This window comes from uncultured Thiothrix sp., from assembly GCF_937873765.1.
In the GTDB taxonomy this organism is placed as follows: Bacteria; Pseudomonadota; Gammaproteobacteria; order Thiotrichales; family Thiotrichaceae; genus Thiolinea.
The window spans coordinates 144667-162358 of sequence record NZ_CALMZC010000037.1 but is presented as its reverse complement, the minus strand read 5'-3'; the positions used below and the strand labels follow the sequence as shown (position 1 = coordinate 162358).

At 44.6% G+C, this 17692-nt stretch carries 18 protein-coding genes; 11 read left to right on the top strand and 7 right to left on the bottom strand.

Features of this window, described 5'->3' with window-relative positions:
• Positions 1–60 precede the first annotated feature (60 nt).
• Positions 61–471 (bottom strand): type II toxin-antitoxin system VapC family toxin, encoded by a 411-nt coding sequence (locus Q0307_RS10350; RefSeq protein ID WP_298660210.1) that lies wholly within the window; start codon positions 469–471, stop codon positions 61–63.
• Entirely contained in the window at positions 468–710 is a 243-nt protein-coding gene (locus Q0307_RS10345) for a hypothetical protein (protein WP_298660208.1), read from the bottom strand. Before Q0307_RS10345 ends, Q0307_RS10350 begins: the two co-directional genes overlap by 4 nt.
• A gap of 178 nt (positions 711–888) precedes the next feature.
• Here Q0307_RS10345 and Q0307_RS10340 point away from each other — a divergent pair, with 178 nt between their 5' ends.
• Positions 889–4326 (top strand): DNA methyltransferase, encoded by a 3438-nt coding sequence (locus tag Q0307_RS10340; RefSeq protein ID WP_298660206.1) that lies wholly within the window; start codon positions 889–891, stop codon positions 4324–4326.
• Between the two features lie 71 nt (positions 4327–4397).
• Here Q0307_RS10340 and Q0307_RS10335 read toward each other — a convergent pair whose 3' ends face one another.
• Positions 4398–4811 (bottom strand): hypothetical protein, encoded by a 414-nt coding sequence (locus Q0307_RS10335; RefSeq protein WP_298660205.1) that lies wholly within the window; start codon positions 4809–4811, stop codon positions 4398–4400.
• 94 nt (positions 4812–4905) lie between these two features.
• Positions 4906–5784, bottom strand: coding sequence for a DMT family transporter (locus tag Q0307_RS10330; RefSeq protein WP_298660204.1), 879 nt, complete (start codon positions 5782–5784; stop codon positions 4906–4908).
• A 245-nt stretch (positions 5785–6029) separates the two neighbouring features.
• Here Q0307_RS10330 and Q0307_RS10325 point away from each other — a divergent pair, with 245 nt between their 5' ends.
• Genes Q0307_RS10325 through Q0307_RS10305 form a run of 5 tightly spaced genes read left to right on the top strand, consistent with a single transcriptional unit; the run spans position 6030 to position 10546 of the window.
• Complete coding sequence (locus tag Q0307_RS10325) at positions 6030–6809, top strand: ABC transporter substrate-binding protein (RefSeq protein ID WP_298660203.1); 780 nt, start codon at positions 6030–6032, stop codon at positions 6807–6809.
• Positions 6806–7795: an iron ABC transporter permease gene (locus Q0307_RS10320; RefSeq protein WP_298660201.1), complete on the top strand. Its 990-nt coding sequence runs from the start codon at positions 6806–6808 to the stop codon at positions 7793–7795. Before Q0307_RS10325 ends, Q0307_RS10320 begins: the two co-directional genes overlap by 4 nt.
• Positions 7792–8574, top strand: a complete 783-nt coding sequence (locus Q0307_RS10315; RefSeq protein WP_298660199.1) for an ABC transporter ATP-binding protein — start codon at positions 7792–7794, stop codon at positions 8572–8574. Before Q0307_RS10320 ends, Q0307_RS10315 begins: the two co-directional genes overlap by 4 nt.
• Before the next feature lie 41 nt (positions 8575–8615).
• Positions 8616–9752: a diguanylate cyclase gene (locus Q0307_RS10310; protein ID WP_298660197.1), complete on the top strand. Its 1137-nt coding sequence runs from the start codon at positions 8616–8618 to the stop codon at positions 9750–9752.
• Positions 9753–9778: 26 nt separating this feature from the next.
• Positions 9779–10546, top strand: a complete 768-nt coding sequence (locus Q0307_RS10305) for a DUF1287 domain-containing protein (protein WP_298660195.1) — start codon at positions 9779–9781, stop codon at positions 10544–10546.
• On the opposite strand, the gene Q0307_RS10300 is transcribed toward Q0307_RS10305, so the two are convergent.
• Positions 10535–12085: a hypothetical protein gene (locus Q0307_RS10300; protein ID WP_298660193.1), complete on the bottom strand. Its 1551-nt coding sequence runs from the start codon at positions 12083–12085 to the stop codon at positions 10535–10537. The two genes, Q0307_RS10305 and Q0307_RS10300, sit on opposite strands and share 12 nt — an antisense overlap.
• A gap of 320 nt (positions 12086–12405) precedes the next feature.
• Here Q0307_RS10300 and Q0307_RS10295 point away from each other — a divergent pair, with 320 nt between their 5' ends.
• From Q0307_RS10295 to Q0307_RS10285, 3 genes are read left to right on the top strand one after another with little or no spacing between them, the layout of a single operon-like run.
• Positions 12406–13878, top strand: a complete 1473-nt coding sequence (locus Q0307_RS10295; protein WP_298660190.1) for a hypothetical protein — start codon at positions 12406–12408, stop codon at positions 13876–13878.
• A 28-nt stretch (positions 13879–13906) separates the two neighbouring features.
• Entirely contained in the window at positions 13907–14284 is a 378-nt protein-coding gene (locus tag Q0307_RS10290; protein WP_298660188.1) for a roadblock/LC7 domain-containing protein, read from the top strand.
• Positions 14285–14318: 34 nt separating this feature from the next.
• Positions 14319–14696, top strand: coding sequence for a CZB domain-containing protein (locus Q0307_RS10285; protein ID WP_298660185.1), 378 nt, complete (start codon positions 14319–14321; stop codon positions 14694–14696).
• Between the two features lies 1 nt (position 14697).
• Here the strand turns inward: Q0307_RS10285 and Q0307_RS10280 are convergent, their stop codons facing one another.
• Entirely contained in the window at positions 14698–15213 is a 516-nt protein-coding gene (locus tag Q0307_RS10280; RefSeq protein WP_298660183.1) for an anti-sigma factor, read from the bottom strand.
• Positions 15214–15526: 313 nt separating this feature from the next.
• On the bottom strand, positions 15527–16189 hold the full coding sequence (gene yrfG, locus Q0307_RS10275; protein ID WP_298660181.1) for a GMP/IMP nucleotidase: 663 nt from the start codon (positions 16187–16189) through the stop codon (positions 15527–15529).
• Between the two features lie 133 nt (positions 16190–16322).
• Between yrfG and nudE the strand changes: the two genes are divergently transcribed.
• Positions 16323–16874, top strand: a complete 552-nt coding sequence (gene nudE / locus Q0307_RS10270; RefSeq protein ID WP_298660178.1) for an ADP compounds hydrolase NudE — start codon at positions 16323–16325, stop codon at positions 16872–16874.
• A 16-nt stretch (positions 16875–16890) separates the two neighbouring features.
• On the top strand, positions 16891–17691 hold the full coding sequence (locus Q0307_RS10265; RefSeq protein ID WP_298660176.1) for a DUF2279 domain-containing protein: 801 nt from the start codon (positions 16891–16893) through the stop codon (positions 17689–17691).
• Position 17692: the final 1 nt, after the last annotated feature.

Here is a 17692-nt window from a genome sequence, read left to right as displayed (position 1 = left end):
TCGCTTAAGTTACTACCGCTTTAGTGGCTCTTCAACTCCTCTGGTGCATGACCATGGTTTTTAGTGACTGAGTACTTTAATACCTAGCTGGTTTGCTAATTGACTTAATCGCTTATCTTTAGTTAATAAACCAGCCGCACAACGACGCGCTAAGACTAAATAAACAGCATCATATACAGGATGCTTAGTTTGGCTAGCTAAAGATAAGGCTTCTAGCATAAGCGTTTGATCTTGGACAATTTCATCGGGCAATATCATCAATTCCTCTAGGCGATTTACCACCGTATCTAAATCTAGTAATTGATGGCTCACATATTTCCATAAAGCATTGGTGCACTCTGCAAAATACAGATGCGGTACAAAAATACGCTCACTTTCCTCTAAGGCGGCTAAAAATAGCGCTGCATCAGGCTGGCGCAGGACCAAGGACACAGCCGCCGAAGCATCTAATACCCAACGCTGACCGCTCATCGTAAGCGATCTTCAGCAATCAAAAACTCAGGACTAAGCTCTGCTGGTAATGCTGAATGGCTTAACTCATTGCGAATCTTAGCTAGCACTTGCACTCTGGCTGGATTCCGCCCAGTACGTAAAGATTTAATCAGCTCCACTAAAGCCTGTTGGGTCAAGCTACGATGCTCGGAGATAGCTTTGGCGCTTAAAGCTCGATAAATGTCTTCCGGCATATCTCTGATTTGTAAAGAGGCCATTGGAAACCCTCATGCAACACAATGCATGCATTATGCATCAATCTGAAACTTAACGGCAATTAAAACTAATTTAGCACCAAGCCAACAATCCCCCCTGTTAGCTCCACCGAGTTTTCTAGCCCCTCGTGCATAAATCAGTTAAATTCCCTATTTTCTATTTTTTGCGCAAGGGCTATTCATGAGTATTGCAACTGAGGCAAGCACCGCTTTTATTCAACGCTGGCAAGGTAAAACAGGTTATGAAAAAGCCAATTACCAACTGTTTCTAACCGAACTATGCGATCTATTAGCCGTCGAAAAACCCCAGCCTGCCCAAGCGGATAATCAACAGAATGCTTATGTGTTCGAGCGACGGGTGGATCTATTTGATTCCAGTGGCAAATCGAATCCGGGGTTTATTGATTTATATAAGCGCGATAGTTTTGTATTAGAGGCGAAATCCACCGGGAAAAAAGTAGGTTCGGGTGGTTTAGATGTGGCTTTAGAACGGGCTTATAACCAAGCCGAAGGTTATATTAAAAACCTGCCGCAGTTTGAGAAAAAATCACCGTTTTTAATTGTGACCGATGTTGGGCATGTGTTGCAGGTGTATAGCGAGTTTAGCTGCTCAGGTTCGACTTATACGGCGTTTCCCGATCAGAATTCGTATCGGATTAAATTAGAAGACTTAGCCAAAGCTGAGATTCGTGAACGTTTACGCGCCATTTGGCTCGACCCGCATAGCCTCGACCCATCAAAGAAAGCCGCTTTAGTCACCCGCATCATTGCCACGCATTTAGCCGAATTAGCCAAATCTTTAGAACAGCAGCACAGCCCCGAACAAGTGGGTACGTTTTTAATGCGCTGCTTATTCACCATGTTTGCCGAAGATGTGGGCTTATTACCAGAAAAGATTTTCACGCAGCTTTTAGAAAAGCTCAAAGACAAACCAGAAAGCTGTGCACCAGCCTTAAAAAACTTGTGGACTTTAATGGATACAGGGGGCTTTGAAGGCGTGTCCATGGAGCAAATCAAGCGCTTTAATGGTGGCTTATTTGCCGAAGCGAATGCCCTCGCTTTGAATAAAGCACAAATTGCTTTATTGCTGGAAGCTTCCTTGGCCGATTGGCGGTTTGTTGAACCCGCTATTTTCGGCACATTGTTAGAACGTGCGTTAAACCCCAAAGAGCGACATAAATTGGGTGCACATTATACACCACGTGCTTATGTAGAGCGCTTGGTGTTTCCGACCGTGATTGAACCCTTGCGTGAAGAATGGAAAAACATTCAAGCCGCTGCGGTGTTATTGGAACAGCAAAAACCGAGTAAGAAAGGCAAAAAGACCAGCGATGCGATTAAGTTAGTGCAAGACTTTCACACCCACCTGTGCAGCTTGCGCATTCTTGACCCTGCTTGTGGCTCAGGGAATTTCTTGTATGTGACCTTGGAACACATGAAAAAGCTAGAAGGTGAAATCCTCGACTTTTTGCAGCAATTGGGCTTTGTGCAAACCTCTTTGGAAATGGAAAGTGTCTCGGTTAGCCCGCAACAGTTTTTAGGGATTGAAGTGAATCCACGTGCGGCAAAAATTGCCGAGATGGTGTTGTGGATTGGTTATTTGCAATGGCATTTCCGCACACATGGCAATGTCTCGCCGCCTGAGCCAATTTTGCGAGATTTTCATAATATTGAGTGTCGGGATGCAGTGTTGGCGTGGGAGGCGATTGAGCCAGTATTGGATGAATCGGGCAAGCCGGTGACGCGCTGGGATGGGGTGACGATGAAAGTGCATCCGGTGATGGGTAAGGATATACCGGATGAGGCGGCACGTGTACTGATGCAGCGGTATGTGAAGCCGCGTAAGGCGGTTTGGCCGAAGGCTGATTTTATTGTGGGAAATCCGCCGTTCATTGGTAACAAACGAATGCGCACTGCATTAGGTGATGGCTATGTGGATGCGCTGCGGGCGACTTGGCTAGATGTGCCAGATTCAGCAGATTTCGTGATGTACTGGTGGCATCAAGCGGCTGAAATTGTGCGGACTACAGAAACGCAGCGCTTCGGATTTATTACCACGAACAGTTTACGGCAGACGTTTAACCGTAAGATTGTTCAAAATCATTTGGAAGCTCAACCGCCACTTTCGTTGATCTTTGCAATTCCTGATCATCCTTGGGTTGATAGTTATGATGGTGCATCTGTACGAATTAGCTTAACTGTAGGAGATGCCAAACAACCTGCAGTTATAGGAAAAGTACAGAGTATTACTTCCGAAACTGAAACTTCTGAAGAAGCTCCAGAAATAGTGCTAAACAGTAAAGAAGGGATCATACACGCCGATCTTACTGCAGGAGCTAATGTAGCTTCAGCTAAAACACTCCTGTCCAATACCAGCTTGTCTTTCATGGGCGTAATTTTAGTGGGTACAGGTTTCTTAGTTGAAGCTGATAATCCTATTATCAAATCTGAACCAGATTCAGTAAAAAAGTATTTAAATGGTCGGGATTTAACACAAACATCTAGAAATACTTTTGTCATAGACTTTCATGGTTTAACGCAACAGCAAGCTCTCGAAAAATTCCCTAATGCGTACCAAAAAATCCTTACAGAAGTTAGGCCGTTTAGAATGCAAGTGCAACGTTTAGCTCATCAGAAAAATTGGTGGATATTTGGAGAGTCACGCTCCGAGATGCGTGCAGCACTAAATAAGTTGAAATATTACTTTGCTACTCCTATGACTGCTAAACATAGGTTGTTTGTACAAATTTCAACAGAGTACTTAGCTGATCAAGGACTAATATCAGTTACCAGTAGCGATACATGCTTATTGGGTATTTTAAGTAGTCGCTTACATATACTATGGTCACTAGCTCTGGGGGGAACACTTGAAAATAGACCTCGTTACAATAACTCAACCTGCTTTGAAACCTTCCCCTTCCCGAACCCCACCGAAACCCAAAAAACCAAAATCCGCGATTTAGCTGAACGACTAGACAGCCACCGCAAACGCCAACAAGCCGCCCACCCCGAACTCACCCTCACCAATATGTACAACGTCCTCGAAAAACTCAGAACAGGCGAAACCCTCAACGACAAAGAAAAAATCACCCATCAACAAGGCTTAATCACCATCCTCCAAGAACTCCACGACGACCTCGACCGCGCCGTATTTGACGCTTATGGCTGGAATGATCTCGCCGAACAACTCGTGGGCAAAGCCGGAGCCACTAACCCACTCCCCGATAAACCCGAAGCGCAAGCTCAAGCCGAAGAAGAACTGCTTAGCCGTTTAGTCGCCTTAAACACCGAACGTGCCAATGAAGAAGCTCAAGGTCTGATTCGCTGGTTACGCCCCGAATTCCAAGCGCCACACACACAAAGTGTGCAACAAACCGAATTAGCCGTCGACGTGGATGAAACGGAGACAGTGAGCGTGGCGGTGGCGAGTCAGTTGGCTTGGCCGAAAGCCTTACCAGAACAAGTCAAATTAGTGCGTAGCCTCCTAACTCAATCTAGAACCTTAAACGAGTTAAACCAGCAATTCAAAACCAAACCTAAAGCACTCGAAGAAGTCCTCGAAACTTTGTGTGTGCTAGGGAATGTGCAGTGTGCGCAAGGCGCTTACCGCTTGATTTAAGGTGCGTACACCTGCTCAAGCCCTTCCCTCTTTGCGGGGGAAAGGGCTAGGAATGGGGGGAGTCTAAGCAATTATCCCCGCACCGCACGACAACAACCCGTCAATGAAGTCTGGTTAAAATTGCCCTTTGCATGAAAAGTCATGAGCTTGCCGTTCACACTACTGCGGCAATTTTTCGTAAAGGTTAAAGTTAAATCGAGGCGATCCGTTTGATTCCTACTGCGGATTTGAGTTTTGATTGCAACTTTATTCCGGTTACCGTGTGCTTGGCGTTTACTCAAAATCGGGAGCATAGCGTTTTTGCCTGCTACACGGGCTTTTAAGGCTTTGGGGTATACCTCCACACTCCAAGCGGGAGCACGTCCAGCACATTCTAAGCGCCAACCTGCTTGCGCTGAGTTTAGGCTACTAGCCACTAGCACCACACTAATTAGACTGACTTGAGCGATCAGCCGCTTAACTCCTGTTAATTCTTGGGTTTTCATACTCTATCCTTAGCTTATTTATTTTAATTAACCTTCCTAATAGTTGAATTGTAGCTAAGACTACCCCAGAAACCCTGCACCATTTCTAAACAAACTAGCCCTTTAGTAGCTGCCAAATAACCTTCCAGCGGCTCATGAGTACGGCTGCAAAAATTAAGGCACAGCCCATAAGCTGTAAGGCGCTCATACTCTCCCCAAACCATAACGCCGCCATCAGCGCTACCCACACCGGCTCTAAACTCAGAATTAAAATCGCATGACTGGCTGGCGCTAAGCCTTGTCCTTTAATTTGCATCAAAAAGCGTCCGCTGGTTGAAAGCACAATACTTAAAACTAGCCAAAGCCATAAACTAGGCGGCGGCTGAAAATTCCAAGTTTCCAAACCCGCCGAAAGCCCTAAGCTCACCACGCCCACGGTCATTAATTGAATTGCCGTCAAAGCCAACACCGGCAAGCGATACGCGGCTTGGCTAGTTAAAGTAAAACTCAGTGCAAACACAATTGCAGCCGCTATAAAGGCCAGTTCACCCATGCCGAGCGCAAAATGGCTTTCTAAGAATAAGCACGCCATCCCCACCATTGACAATGGTAAGGCTAACCACACCAACATATTTGGACGCTCGCCATAAGCCATGGCAATCACCGGCACCAGCACAATCGCCAAGGTATTTAAAAATGCCCCCACCCCCAAATGCTGCGCATGGGTTAATCCCCACATCCACAGCACCATCCCGAGTGAAAAGATACAGCCCACGCGTAGCATGATTTTAAACTCAAGCAGTTTTAATTGCTTAAGCGCCGGACAAGCAAACGGCAGTAGCAACGCCCCACCTAATAAAAAGCGCACGCCTAAAAATAATAACGGCGGCCAAATCGAAACTACTTCTTTAGAAAAAATCCAACCTAAACCGGCTAAGCCAGTAGCCATAAGTAAATATAAATCAGCTCGCCAAGTATAGGCATGCGTGGGCATAGGAATCCTGTTCTGCGTTTTGGGAAGGGGGCTAGCTTGCTCTTTTCAAGTGCTAAATACTAGCTCCACTAAACTGCTTGCCACTAAGACTTAGCCCATGCCACTATGCTGTGCTCTCCCATGAATACAGGCAAGATTTAAAGTTTATGCGTTCTCGCTGTTTCCCTTATTTTTTCCTTCTTTGGCGCTGGATATTAAGTCTACTACTTTGCTTGGTCTTATCGAGCTATACGGCTGCAGACAAAGTGCCAAAACGCATTGTGTCGATCAATCTATGTGCTGATGAACTCTTATTACTCCTCGCTGATCCTGAACAAATTAGTGCTTTAACCCATCTTTCCCATGATGAAGGCGCATCTTACTTTCAAACCAAAGCGCTGAATTACCCAACTACGACCGGTTTAGCGGAGGAAGTTTTACCGTTTAGGCCGGATTTAGTGATTGCTGGTGAATGGGGTGGGATTCAAACCGTCACCTTGCTGAAAAAGCTTGGCCTACGTGTCGAAACCTTGCCGCTAGCGAATAATATGCAGCAAGTGTTTAGTAATATTGAACTCATGGCCAAGCTTACTGGGCATCCAGAACGTGGTGCTGCTATCGTCAAAACCATGCAAGCTTATCTAGCTAGTTTGCCAGCCGCTGAAGCTAGCGCACCTTTAGCCGCCGTCTATGACCCCAATGGTTATACGGTGGGTGCGGAATCTTTACGTGGGCAAAGCATGACTTTAGCCGGCTGGCACAATGCCGGGGAATTAGCCGGAGTTCGTGATTATGGTGCACTCGATTTAGAAACTATGGTACGCCTACAACCCGATGCCTTGATCGACTCACCCTATACGCTCAACACCTATTCACGCGCTGAAGCCTTAGCTCAACATCCCGCTTTACGGGGTTCACGCTTAAACCCCAAAATGATTAGTGTGCCAAGTAATAGGACGATTTGTGATGGCCCGTGGATCATAGACACGATTGCAAGCCTTCAAAGTGAACGCCTCAAGCTCGAAACCCAAAGGCTACTTCAATGAAGTATCGCACCCTGTTAATGAGTTTGAGCTTGCTGGTTTTCGGTTTGTTTTGCTTATCCTTGGTGGTCGGACGTGACCCTTTACCGATATGGCAAGCAGCGAATGAAGTGTTTACCGATCACAGTTCAGTATTTGCCATTATTCTCACTGAAATTCGCTTACCCCGCACCTTAATTGCTTTATTGGCAGGTGCGACCCTCGGTTTAGGTGGTGCTGCGATGCAGGGTTTGTTACGTAATCCCTTGGCGAGTCCTGATTTAATTGGCAGTAGCAGTGGTGCGGCGCTCTGTGCAGTGATAGTGCTGTACTTCGGCTGGCAAAACGTTTCGTTACAAATGTTACCTCTATCCGCGATGTTAGGCTCTTTAGTCGCCACGGCCTTAGTTTTTGCTCTAGCAGGACGTGATGCGAGTATCACCACCCTTATTCTTGCCGGTGTCGCAGTGAATGCGCTTGCTACCAGTGCGATGTCTTTATTATTAAATCTTGCCCCCAGCCCTTATGCGATGCGTGAGTTGGTGCTGTGGACGATGGGGGATATTACCGACCGCAGTATGGATGATTTCTGGCTAATGTTACCCTTCACCTTGATCGGTTGGGCTTTGATGTTAGGGGTCGGTAAGCAATTAAATGCGCTCACCCTTGGCGAAGAAACAGCAGCTTCTTTGGGGGTTAACCCTAGTTGGATACGCTGGCGAATTTTTATTGCCATCGCCTTTGCAGTCGGTGCTACCGTAGCAACTACGGGTATGATTGGCTTTATAGGTTTAGTTGTCCCCCACTTGCTGCGTCCCTTGGTGAACTATGAGCCGGGTCGTTTGTTACCTGCAGCCGCTTTAGGTGGTGCAGCCATGTTACTGGCGGCAGATATTGGGGTACGTTTAATTCCGACCGATGCGGCGATTAAAGTCGGCGTCCTAACTGCTTTAGTAGGTGCACCCTTTTTCCTGTATTTGATCCTGCGCAATCGCAAGGAGCACCTATGAGCTTATTAGTAGCGACGGGAATTAGCTTTAAGCGTAAGCAACAGTTACTTTTGCAAGATGTACAGCTAGAACTTAAAGCCGGTGAACTGCTTGGTTTAATTGGCCCCAATGGTGCGGGTAAATCAACTCTGTTGAAAATTTTAGCCGGTTTACAAAAACCGACTAGCGGTTCTGTGCAATTCCAAGCGCAAGCCCTACACAAACTTTCGACCCAAGAACGCAGTCAAAAACTCGCATGGCTAGCCCAAGGTGGCATGATTCATTGGCCGCTCACCGTAGAGCGTCTAGTCGCACTTGGACGCTTGCCGCATTTAGCCGCTTGGCAGCAAGCGAATGCAAAGGATCAAGCTGCGATTGATCAAGCCATTCAACAAAACGGTATTGAGCAGTTAAGACATCGAGATGCGACGACTCTTTCTGGAGGTGAACGTACACGCGTCTTATTAGCACGGGCTTTAGCGGCAGAGCCTACTGTTTTGCTGGCGGATGAGCCTATCGCAGCACTCGACCCCGGTTATCAGCTCCAGACTTTAGAATTATTACGCCAGTTTGCTCAAGGCGAACGTGCTTGCATTGTAGTTTTGCATGAACTTTCACTCGCGGCACGTTATTGTGATCGCTTGTATTTATTAAAAAGCGGTTGTATTGTCGACACAGGTAGCGCCGCTACAGTCTTATCATCTGAAAATTTAAAAAATGTTTATCATATAGAATGTGAAATAGGCTGTACCAGTGTACCGTGGATTATTCCAAGCCGTTTTATTAATGATCAAAATTAAAATAAAAAGCTTTGCACTAACGACTAATAATTTGAATAAATATGTTAAAAATTACACGTCATGTTCGAGCTATTTATCAGTGGTCATTAGTACCACTGACTTTAGTACTGATTTATGTCTCTGCGCTGCATGTCGTCTCAACTTTTTTTGCTTTAGAAAAATATCGCCATGAAACTATTTGGAGCTTAGAGTATTTAAATCGTGAAATTGACAGCACCATTCATGAAAGCCGCCTCTATTTAGCGAACGCTAGCACTCGTCATCAACTACACAGTCAATACCAAGCATTGCGCAATCGTTTACTGATAGTACGTAGCAATTTAACTCAAGACCCGAATTTATCTAGTGTACCTAACTTAGACCTGATGTTGCACGAATTAGAAAGGTATGTACAGTCGATAAATGAAGACTTTATCAATGGAAAGGACTTAACTGCTGCACACTTGAAGCTCTGGATTAGTAGTCTTGAACAACATCGTGAAAACATCAGCTATTGTTTAATTAACAATATTTCTGCCAGTAAGGGGGATTATACTAGGGCATTTTGGCAAGATTTACTAAACGCTCTATGGCTTGTTGGTTTAGCAATATTGTCACTATTGATCATTGTGGGTCAGCTTATTTATGTATTAATCCAAGAGCAGAACCGGCAACGTAATCAAATTGAAAAAGATTCCTTGACTGGTTTGTACAGTCGTCAGTTTATGATGAATAAACTCAATGAGTTTTGTCAGAAAAAGTCTGATTTTTGTATTGTATTTTTGGATTTAAATAAATTCAAAAGTATTAATGATAATTACGGCCATCCAGCAGGTGATCAGCTACTGATACAGATTGCCCACCACTTTAAAAGTAGTTTAGAAAAGTTAGGATCTGTAGGTAGAATTGGTGGAGATGAATTTCTTTGGCTAATTCCTTATGCCAGCCCTACTGAAATTAATGAGCATTATCAGCAGATAGTGCATAATTTATCGACACCTTTAAGGTTTAATGACCAACAATTGCCTACTAGTCTAAGTGCGGGTGCAGTATCTGCCGCAGCTTGTAATTATAATCCTAGTCTCATCTTAGAATATGGTGATACCGCTATGTATTGGGCTAAAACAACCCATAGCAGCAGCATTGTCTGGTATGGGGAAATTCATCAATCCAAGACCTTAGCTGCTAGTATCGGTTAAAACTCTCAGATCATTATCATCAGGTTATGCGCTTAATTTCACTATTTTATGACTTGCTGCTGATTTTATTGTTCGCGCTGCTCAGCTACTGGGTGGCTCAACAGCTCTTGCGACCTCTGCCTATAGAAATTCCGCCGCAAACTTCTATTCCTTCGACGCCACCAACACAGATCGAGCCTTTACCCTTTCCTTGGCCGTTTGAACCAAGTCGACCTAAATTACGCCCCAAGCCACCTGAACATATCGCTAAACTCGTTAGTTCAGTTTACGAGCAAACTAAAGTCACCCGTTCCTATGATCCAGCCTATATAAAACTGGCTTATCCGAATGGTGATGTAGATAACAGTACCGGCGTTTGTACAGATGTTGTGATCCGCGCCTTTCGAGCCCAAGGGATTGATTTACAAAAACAAGTCCATGAAGATATGCGCAAAGCTTTTAAAACTTACCCGAAGAAATGGGGGTTGCGCTCACCTGATCCGAATATTGATCATCGGCGCGTACCGAATTTAATGACCTATTTTGATCGCCAAGGTAAAAGTCTAATCATTACCGATAACCCCGATGACTATCAATCGGGAGATTTAGTCGTGTGGGAGTTACCCAGTGGGCAAGAGCATATTGGGGTAGTCTTAGCAGAACGCAGTGCTGATGAAGCTCGACCTTTGATTGGGCATAATGTCGGTGCAGGTACAAATGTTGAAGATGTCTTATTGGCTTGGCCAATTCGTGGACATTACCGCTACTTTGCACCCAAACTAGCGGATCATATCGGTAAGCGCTTAAGTCATTGATTCAACTAAATCTTGCTGACTAGTTTTTTCTTGCCATAGATAACTGCTTAAACCCACACCAATATCGGGTTGTAAACGATCTACTACACGACTAATCGAATAGGTGCAGGTTTTGCAATCACCTGCCTGACAGTGATTGACGAAGCGCCCAAATTGTTCCCAACCGCCTAGATCAGTAAAACCCGCCTCAGTGCTAGCATGGCTAATGTAGCGCCCGCGCCGGAAATAATACAAGCAAGGTACAGCACTTAAAGGGTCAGGATAGCTAAATTCAGCTAAATTGCTTTCTTTGACTAAACGAAAACATTTATCCCAAGCGCGTAAAGCACATAGACCGGTTGCAATTAAACGCTCACAGCCAACATCAAAGGGATTCGATTTGCGCGCAATGTCAATCTCTACCCGCGCTAGCTCCTTCTCACCCCGTGCATAACAATTCACTGCAAAAATCGCATGTGCTAAGGCGTTACCCGGATTAAGCTCTATAGCCGCTAAGGCTTGACGCTGCCATAAATCCTCTAGGCTTTCATCTAACTCACTGTTAAGCATATGTGCATACAAACAAGCAATAGCATAGTGTAAGTGAGCTAAAGCATCATCATGATATTGACGGGTGCGCTTTTGACAAACTTGCCAGAGAGCCTGAAAGCTGCTGTCAGATACTTCCGCCTGTAAAAAACGCACATGCGCTGCTAACACTTGGTAAGCCTCAGGCATGGAAGGTTGCTGATACCAATAGTGACTCCAAAAAGATAAAGCGCTGCCTTGATAGAGACTGAAGACCTCAGTTACCAAACGCCTGTACATCTCATCTAAAAGATGTTCGCCATCACTATTTGTCAGCACAAACTCTGTCGACCAGACAATTTCGCGTGATAGAGTATGAATCAATACGTAACGTAACTTGGGAGCCTCGTTTTGCGAAACTGCCTCAGAATAGAGTAAGAACTCTGCTTGATGCTGACGCCAAGCATATTCTAAGGCATGGTCGGCATAACTAACCGCAAAGCTCGGATCAGCTAAAGCAATCTGTACCGTCTTAAGCTTCCCCAGAATAACGGGCATGCTAGAGCGAATTTTATATACAACACTGCGTAAGCGATCGTCACGAATTGTTGCAGGATTCTGAAAAGCTATATACACCTTAGGGCCTGAAGACTGTACCCGCTTACCCCCTAAACGCCGCCATTGTATACGTGTATGATCAACAGGCTTAAAAACCGGCGTATACCCCCCCACTGGTAAAGTAATGTGGCAGGCGTGTTGACTGCTGATACTTTCGTTAGCGTAATATTCCTCAAGTAATTTTCTGACACGTCCCGCTTCGACCCGCACAGCAGGACTTTCAGTGGGACAATAATCCATGGGCTTACCCAAGGCTTCAATCGCGATACCGTATTGAGTAATACGTTCCCCACGTCCTTCGAGGGTTTCGTTGACAATATACTGAAGGAATTTTCCGGCTTGCTTCTTGCCATCAAATAATTCGCTCGCCAGTATCCGCTCCAATTCCTGTTGGATGCTTTCCTTGCTGACCATATTTCTCTTCTTACACAGGCTTACTGCCCATAAGCTGGACATTGGTTGTTCGACACTTATTGAGAGTGTCATCTTTTAGGTTATTGTGAACAATTCATCAGCACGAGTCACGAATAATTTTGTTACTCTCAAAAAACAGCGTTTTTCTTTAAAAAAAATAAGCTTAGAAAAGACTGATCCATAAAAAAACCATAATAACTAGTCAGCTACATCAACCCTAGCGTTACGGGTAACAAGGTGTGACTTACTTTTTTACTTAGAGAATATTTCTAAGATGAAAATAAACCGAATATGAATAACATGAGCAAAGGGCGAGAGTTATGAGCACATCCGGTAGGGGCTATAAGATACTGGACGAACGTTATGCATTGTTAGACTGCCTAGCGGTATCCAGCATGGGTGAGGTTTATCGTGGCCGTGACCTAGAACTGGCGCAAACTGAACATGCACCTTCACGCGTCTTAATTCATATTTTACCCAGTCACTACAAGCTACCTAGTCTAGCGGCCAGTACACAACAAATTCAGCAGTTGACAAAAACCTTAGATAAAGCGTGGCTCCTAGCTATCCTCGCTCATGGTGACCTCGGGGATCGACAATACTTTGTACTGCAAAGCCCCGAGGGTTTAGGTGCGCATAGTGTCATGAGCCTACCCAACCAGCAGTTGCCTACCCTCAGTAAACTCATGCAGCAATTCGGGAGCCTAGTTAAAAACAAGCAGCTACCTGAGATCATAGACAGTGCTTTACTCATCAGCTTGCCTAATCAACAACTGTATTTATTGGCAACGGCTTTGATTCAGTCCCTACAGACTCTAGGCACGCACGCCACAGGCTTGAGTCTTTACAAACGCCCAACCTTGAAGCTTGCTTTAGCACTCAGCAGCATTATGGTGATTGCGGTCAGCACATTTGCGATTGAATATCGCAACCATACAAAAGCGACAGTAACGATACAGGCTGAGAATGCAAATTTAGCTTTTCCCCAAAGACTACTGGATCAAACAGAAACAAGTGAGAAGGATCGCCCAGCACAGACCGAATTGTTAGCTTTGCCTTTAAACTTGCAGGAACCACTACCTAAAATTGAAGCTAATTTAGTTAAATTGAGCGCAGCCGAACCGATAGAGCGCCAACCCAATACACACACTCAAACAGATCCTAACCACGAGGCTACATCTCAATTAGAATTAGCTGAAGCGGCAACAACTTCTGAAAACTCTGAAAAAAATCGAGTAATAGAAGCTAAAACTTCATTCAAAAAATCAGCCAATCCGCCGCAAGCACCGATTAAAGCTAAGGAAATTGATAAAGCCACTGCTGCAGTGACTCCGAGTAGCTCCGCGCCTAATGTTGTGCCAATCCCTAAACTTGATACCAGTGAAGCGGTCTATTACACAGCCAGCATAGAAACCACACCTGTGGCAGCCCCACCCAAAAAATCAGTTACAGTGGCTTTAGAGTTAAGTATTGAAGACTTGATTGAACGAGCAAATCGCGCTTTAGACCTAAAAAATTTTAGCACAAAAAATGGTGTGCTTTTCTACGCACGCCAAATTAAAATTCGTGACCATTTACACCCACAAGTTGAGCGTTTGGGGCGCTTTGTTGTGATGTATCAGCATGAAATAGCGCGCAATAATCTGAAGTCGAATGAGCTAGTACAAGCGCAGCAGTTACTAACCAATAGTAAAAACTTGATTCAAGAGTTTAACTTGAAAAGCCTTAACGCAGCGCAGCAAGTTCTAGAGCACAAGTCTAATCAATACCATTCAACACCAAGTAACCACTAGTTTTCTCAACGACCATAGGTCTATAACTATGCTAAACCAGCAGTACTTATCTGCATTTGCCCAGCATTTGCAGGCAAATTTACCTGATATTCAAGCGATGCAAATTCTGACAACTGAAGGACTTACACTTTTGTCAGCAGTCAATAAAGCTGATGAAGATCAAATTTCTGCCCTCAGCGCTATGCTCTTAAGTGGCGCAAGTCAACTGACTAAATCTTTAGGCAGCAACCGAAGAACACAAGGCTTGATTGTTTGTTATGAACCTTCTGCTTATGTAGTCACTGCCATGAATGAAGACTGTATGCTAGGCCTACAAATCCCGGCTGAAATGGGGCAGCCGAGTTTATTAACTAAAGTGAGTTTGTTGATTAGTGATCATGCTTCAACTTTAAAAATCACTCACTAAACTTTGCATTAATACAATTTAAGGGCTGTCAACAATGAAAAAACAAGCATTCTTCTTGCAGCGCATGAACGATCATGTGCAATACTTAAGCAAAATTAAAGCAACTTTAAATCATCGGGGTAATTTTCAAGGTACGGATTGCCAACATTGTGCTTTGGGCCGATGGCTCTACGGAACAGGTGCTCAAGAGGTACAGACCTTAGGTGCTGAGGCGCACAAGCTATTTGAGCAATTGCTTGAGCCACATGAAAAATTTCATGAAGCGAGTGCACGTGCTTTAAGTCACTTTCAAGCCGGTGATGAAGTCGGGCAATATCGCGCCATGACCGAAATGCACCAACTCTCTAGCTATCTGATTAAAACCTTATTGGATTTAGACCGTTCGGCACTTAAGCAAGTCCAAACGGCTTAACTCAAAACTGTACCATCAACAAAACTAAAGGGTTAGCGGTTTGCTGAGTATCCACAGGCTCCAGAGTCAATTCAAATTTATAGGGGCTAAGAATTGACTCATTAGCAGTGAGTGGCAAATACCACTCCTGCTGACCCGAACCGCGATCTAAAACTAACACTGAAATTGGTTGATCAGACGGGCGATGTGAATCATAAGCCCAAAGATGATATTGATAACCTACTTTAGGATTAGGCAGATTTTTTAAGCGCAGCATCCCCGTTTGTTGTTCACTATTCCAGAGCAAATCCCCTTGTACTTCTTGCATATTGGTATTTAAGGTACGTAACCAACTCCCCGCCTTAGTATTCACTTGTTGCTTCAGCACTGAATAAGCCTGTGCAGTGCCTTCTGTTAAGGTAGACGAGCGGGGTATCCACCAGCGATAGGCCATTTGCAAAACTAGCAGCAGCAAAATTAAAATCAATCCTGTGATTAAGGTATATTGGTACTTATCGAGTACTTGCTTCCAGCTCACGCCTCATCCTTGCTTAAGTAATAAGTAAATTTTTTATAAATTATAGACATTAACTGCAACAATTTCTCTGAGCTTGCTTTAAAACAGCACGTACACTCACCCCAGAACCTGTTTGCTGATCAAAAGGTGCATTCTGAACTTAAATAGGTGCATAATAGGCGGCTGAAACGCTGATTAACCTGACCGGTCAGCGTGGAGTAAAAGCTATAGCGATGAGTAAGCTGGAAACCATTGTTGCAACCTTGGGGGTGGAAAAGGCAGCGAGTCTTTTCCACTCCATTCTTCCGCGTCAGTTTATCAACCTATCTAAACTTTACTTCATTAACTCCTGATAACAACTGACTGCCGCAAACTCTGCAGTTTCTTTAGGGGGCAGCTTAGAATCAGGCTCACGCACTGCTAACAAATATTTCAAGCCGTATTGTTGAGCGGCGCGTAATACCTGTAAATTATCGTCAATGAACAGACTATGATTTTTGTCAAAATTTTCAGTTGCTAATAAGCGTTCCCAAAATCCACCCTCTTCTTTCGCTAAGCCAATCTCATGTGAGGTAATAATGCGGTCAAAATAGGGCTCTAAATTTACATATTCAAATTTGAGATTAACACTTTTACGGTGGGCATTGGTCAATAGAACAATACGCTTATTGAGTTGCCGCAAATGAGTCAGAAACTCCTCTACATGAGCACGCATAGCAATCCGCTCAGCAATCTCATATTTTAAAGCCACTAGATCCATGCCTAAATGGGCTTGCCAATAATCGAGGCAATACCAGTTAAGTGAACCTTCAATCTGAGCACAATGTTCATTCACCATCTGCTCAACCTCAGTGACAGATAGCTGTTTATGCTCGGCCACCCGCTTCGGTAGATGCTCTAACCAGAAATGATTGTCAAAATGCAGATCCAGCAACGTACCGTCCATATCGAGGAAGACGGTGCTAATTTCTGACCAAGGAACAATGAGACTAGGCATAAGGAGTGGGTTGGCGAGTTGAACTAGTGAATAGCATAAACCGAAATACCTCTAAATGCTTAGGAAAACGGATTATTATCTGTTTAACGCGCAAGCAGTACGCATTCACAGAGCCTAGTGCTAAAATTGACAAATGCCTATTTTACCTATTATTCATAAGACCGAACAGGTCGCGAGTAGCCGCTTGTTTCAAGTGGAAGAAGTTCATCTCGAATTTAGCAATGGCGAGCAGCGCGTATTTGAACGTCTTGTGAGTCGTGGTTATGGTGCGGTACTGATTGTGCCGATGCTGGATAATGAAACCGTATTAATGATCCGTGAGTATGCAGCGGGCACTGAACGTTACGAACTAGGCTTGCCTAAAGGCAAGGTAGAGCTGGGCGAAGATTTATTCGTGGCAGCCAATCGCGAACTGATGGAAGAAGTTGGGCATGGCGCACATCATATTCAATTACTCAAGCGTGTCAGCCTCGCCCCTGGTTATATGGGGCATCATACTAACTTGCTGCTAGCGCGTGATTTATATCCAGCTAGCTATCCGGGTGACGAACCTGAGCCTTTAGAAGTCATCCCCTGGAAACTGAACCGGCTTGATGAGTTGGTAGCAGGTGATGAATGTACTGAGGGACGTAGTCTGCTCGCTCTTTATATGGTGCGGGACTTATTTATGCGTTTGCGCCGCTAATCAAGGATTATTCATCATGCGTTTGCCTGCTCTTGGCTTATCTCTATGCATATTGACCACTTTAAGTGCTTGTACGAGTTTAACTCCACAAGACCGTACAGTAGCCCAAGATTTTGGCTTGGCTGCAGGTGCTTTTACGGCTTGGGGCGTCACCAAATGGGATTGGTTTAAATATTCACCTAAATTTAAACAAGAAGGCTGGTTTGGTGCGGACACCCATGCAGGTGGAGCTGATAAGACTGGGCATCTATACATGTCCTATCTACTAACTGAAGGACTGTTGTGGGATTTCAAGCGTAAGCAAGTGACTGATCCTGAGGATAAAGCAGCATTGGCCGCCCTCAGTGCGATGACTTTGATTGAAGTAGGTGATTCCACTTCTTCTAAATATGGCTTCTCAGGCGAAGATTTAATATCGGATGCATTAGGTGTAGGCGCTTCTTGGTGGCTTTCTAAAAACCCCAAATGGGGGGATCGAATTGATTTACGCATGGAATATTGGCCCTCCCCCGGCTTCAGCGGAAAATTTGATGCGGCCGCTGACTACTCTGGCATGAAACATTTGATTGCTCTTAAGGGCGATGGCTTTGAGCCACTCAAAGGTACACCCCTAGAATATTTCGAGCTGCAAGCAGGCTATTATACTAGGGGTTTTCGTAGCTATGACAAGGGCCATTGGGATAAACCTGAACGACATACTTATATTGGCTTAGGTCTAAATCTGCCACGTATTTTTGGCAAAGAAAGCCTAGCTGGTACTGTATTTAAATACTATCAAGCTCCACATACTTATATAGCAACTGATAATCAGTTTTAAA

Coding starts and splice junctions, on each gene's coding strand:
- Q0307_RS10350 (WP_298660210.1), bottom strand. CDS start 471: ATGAGCGGTCAGCGTTGGGTATTAGATGCTTCGGCGGCTGTGTCCTTG.
- Q0307_RS10345 (WP_298660208.1), bottom strand. CDS start 710: ATGGCCTCTTTACAAATCAGAGATATGCCGGAAGACATTTATCGAGCT.
- Q0307_RS10340 (WP_298660206.1), top strand. CDS start 889: ATGAGTATTGCAACTGAGGCAAGCACCGCTTTTATTCAACGCTGGCAA.
- Q0307_RS10335 (WP_298660205.1), bottom strand. CDS start 4,811: ATGAAAACCCAAGAATTAACAGGAGTTAAGCGGCTGATCGCTCAAGTC.
- Q0307_RS10330 (WP_298660204.1), bottom strand. CDS start 5,784: ATGCCCACGCATGCCTATACTTGGCGAGCTGATTTATATTTACTTATG.
- Q0307_RS10320 (WP_298660201.1), top strand. CDS start 6,806: ATGAAGTATCGCACCCTGTTAATGAGTTTGAGCTTGCTGGTTTTCGGT.
- Q0307_RS10315 (WP_298660199.1), top strand. CDS start 7,792: ATGAGCTTATTAGTAGCGACGGGAATTAGCTTTAAGCGTAAGCAACAG.
- Q0307_RS10310 (WP_298660197.1), top strand. CDS start 8,616: ATGTTAAAAATTACACGTCATGTTCGAGCTATTTATCAGTGGTCATTA.
- Q0307_RS10305 (WP_298660195.1), top strand. CDS start 9,779: ATGCGCTTAATTTCACTATTTTATGACTTGCTGCTGATTTTATTGTTC.
- Q0307_RS10300 (WP_298660193.1), bottom strand. CDS start 12,085: ATGGTCAGCAAGGAAAGCATCCAACAGGAATTGGAGCGGATACTGGCG.
- Q0307_RS10295 (WP_298660190.1), top strand. CDS start 12,406: ATGAGCACATCCGGTAGGGGCTATAAGATACTGGACGAACGTTATGCA.
- Q0307_RS10290 (WP_298660188.1), top strand. CDS start 13,907: ATGCTAAACCAGCAGTACTTATCTGCATTTGCCCAGCATTTGCAGGCA.
- Q0307_RS10285 (WP_298660185.1), top strand. CDS start 14,319: ATGAAAAAACAAGCATTCTTCTTGCAGCGCATGAACGATCATGTGCAA.
- yrfG (WP_298660181.1), bottom strand. CDS start 16,189: ATGCCTAGTCTCATTGTTCCTTGGTCAGAAATTAGCACCGTCTTCCTC.
- nudE (WP_298660178.1), top strand. CDS start 16,323: ATGCCTATTTTACCTATTATTCATAAGACCGAACAGGTCGCGAGTAGC.
- Q0307_RS10265 (WP_298660176.1), top strand. CDS start 16,891: ATGCGTTTGCCTGCTCTTGGCTTATCTCTATGCATATTGACCACTTTA.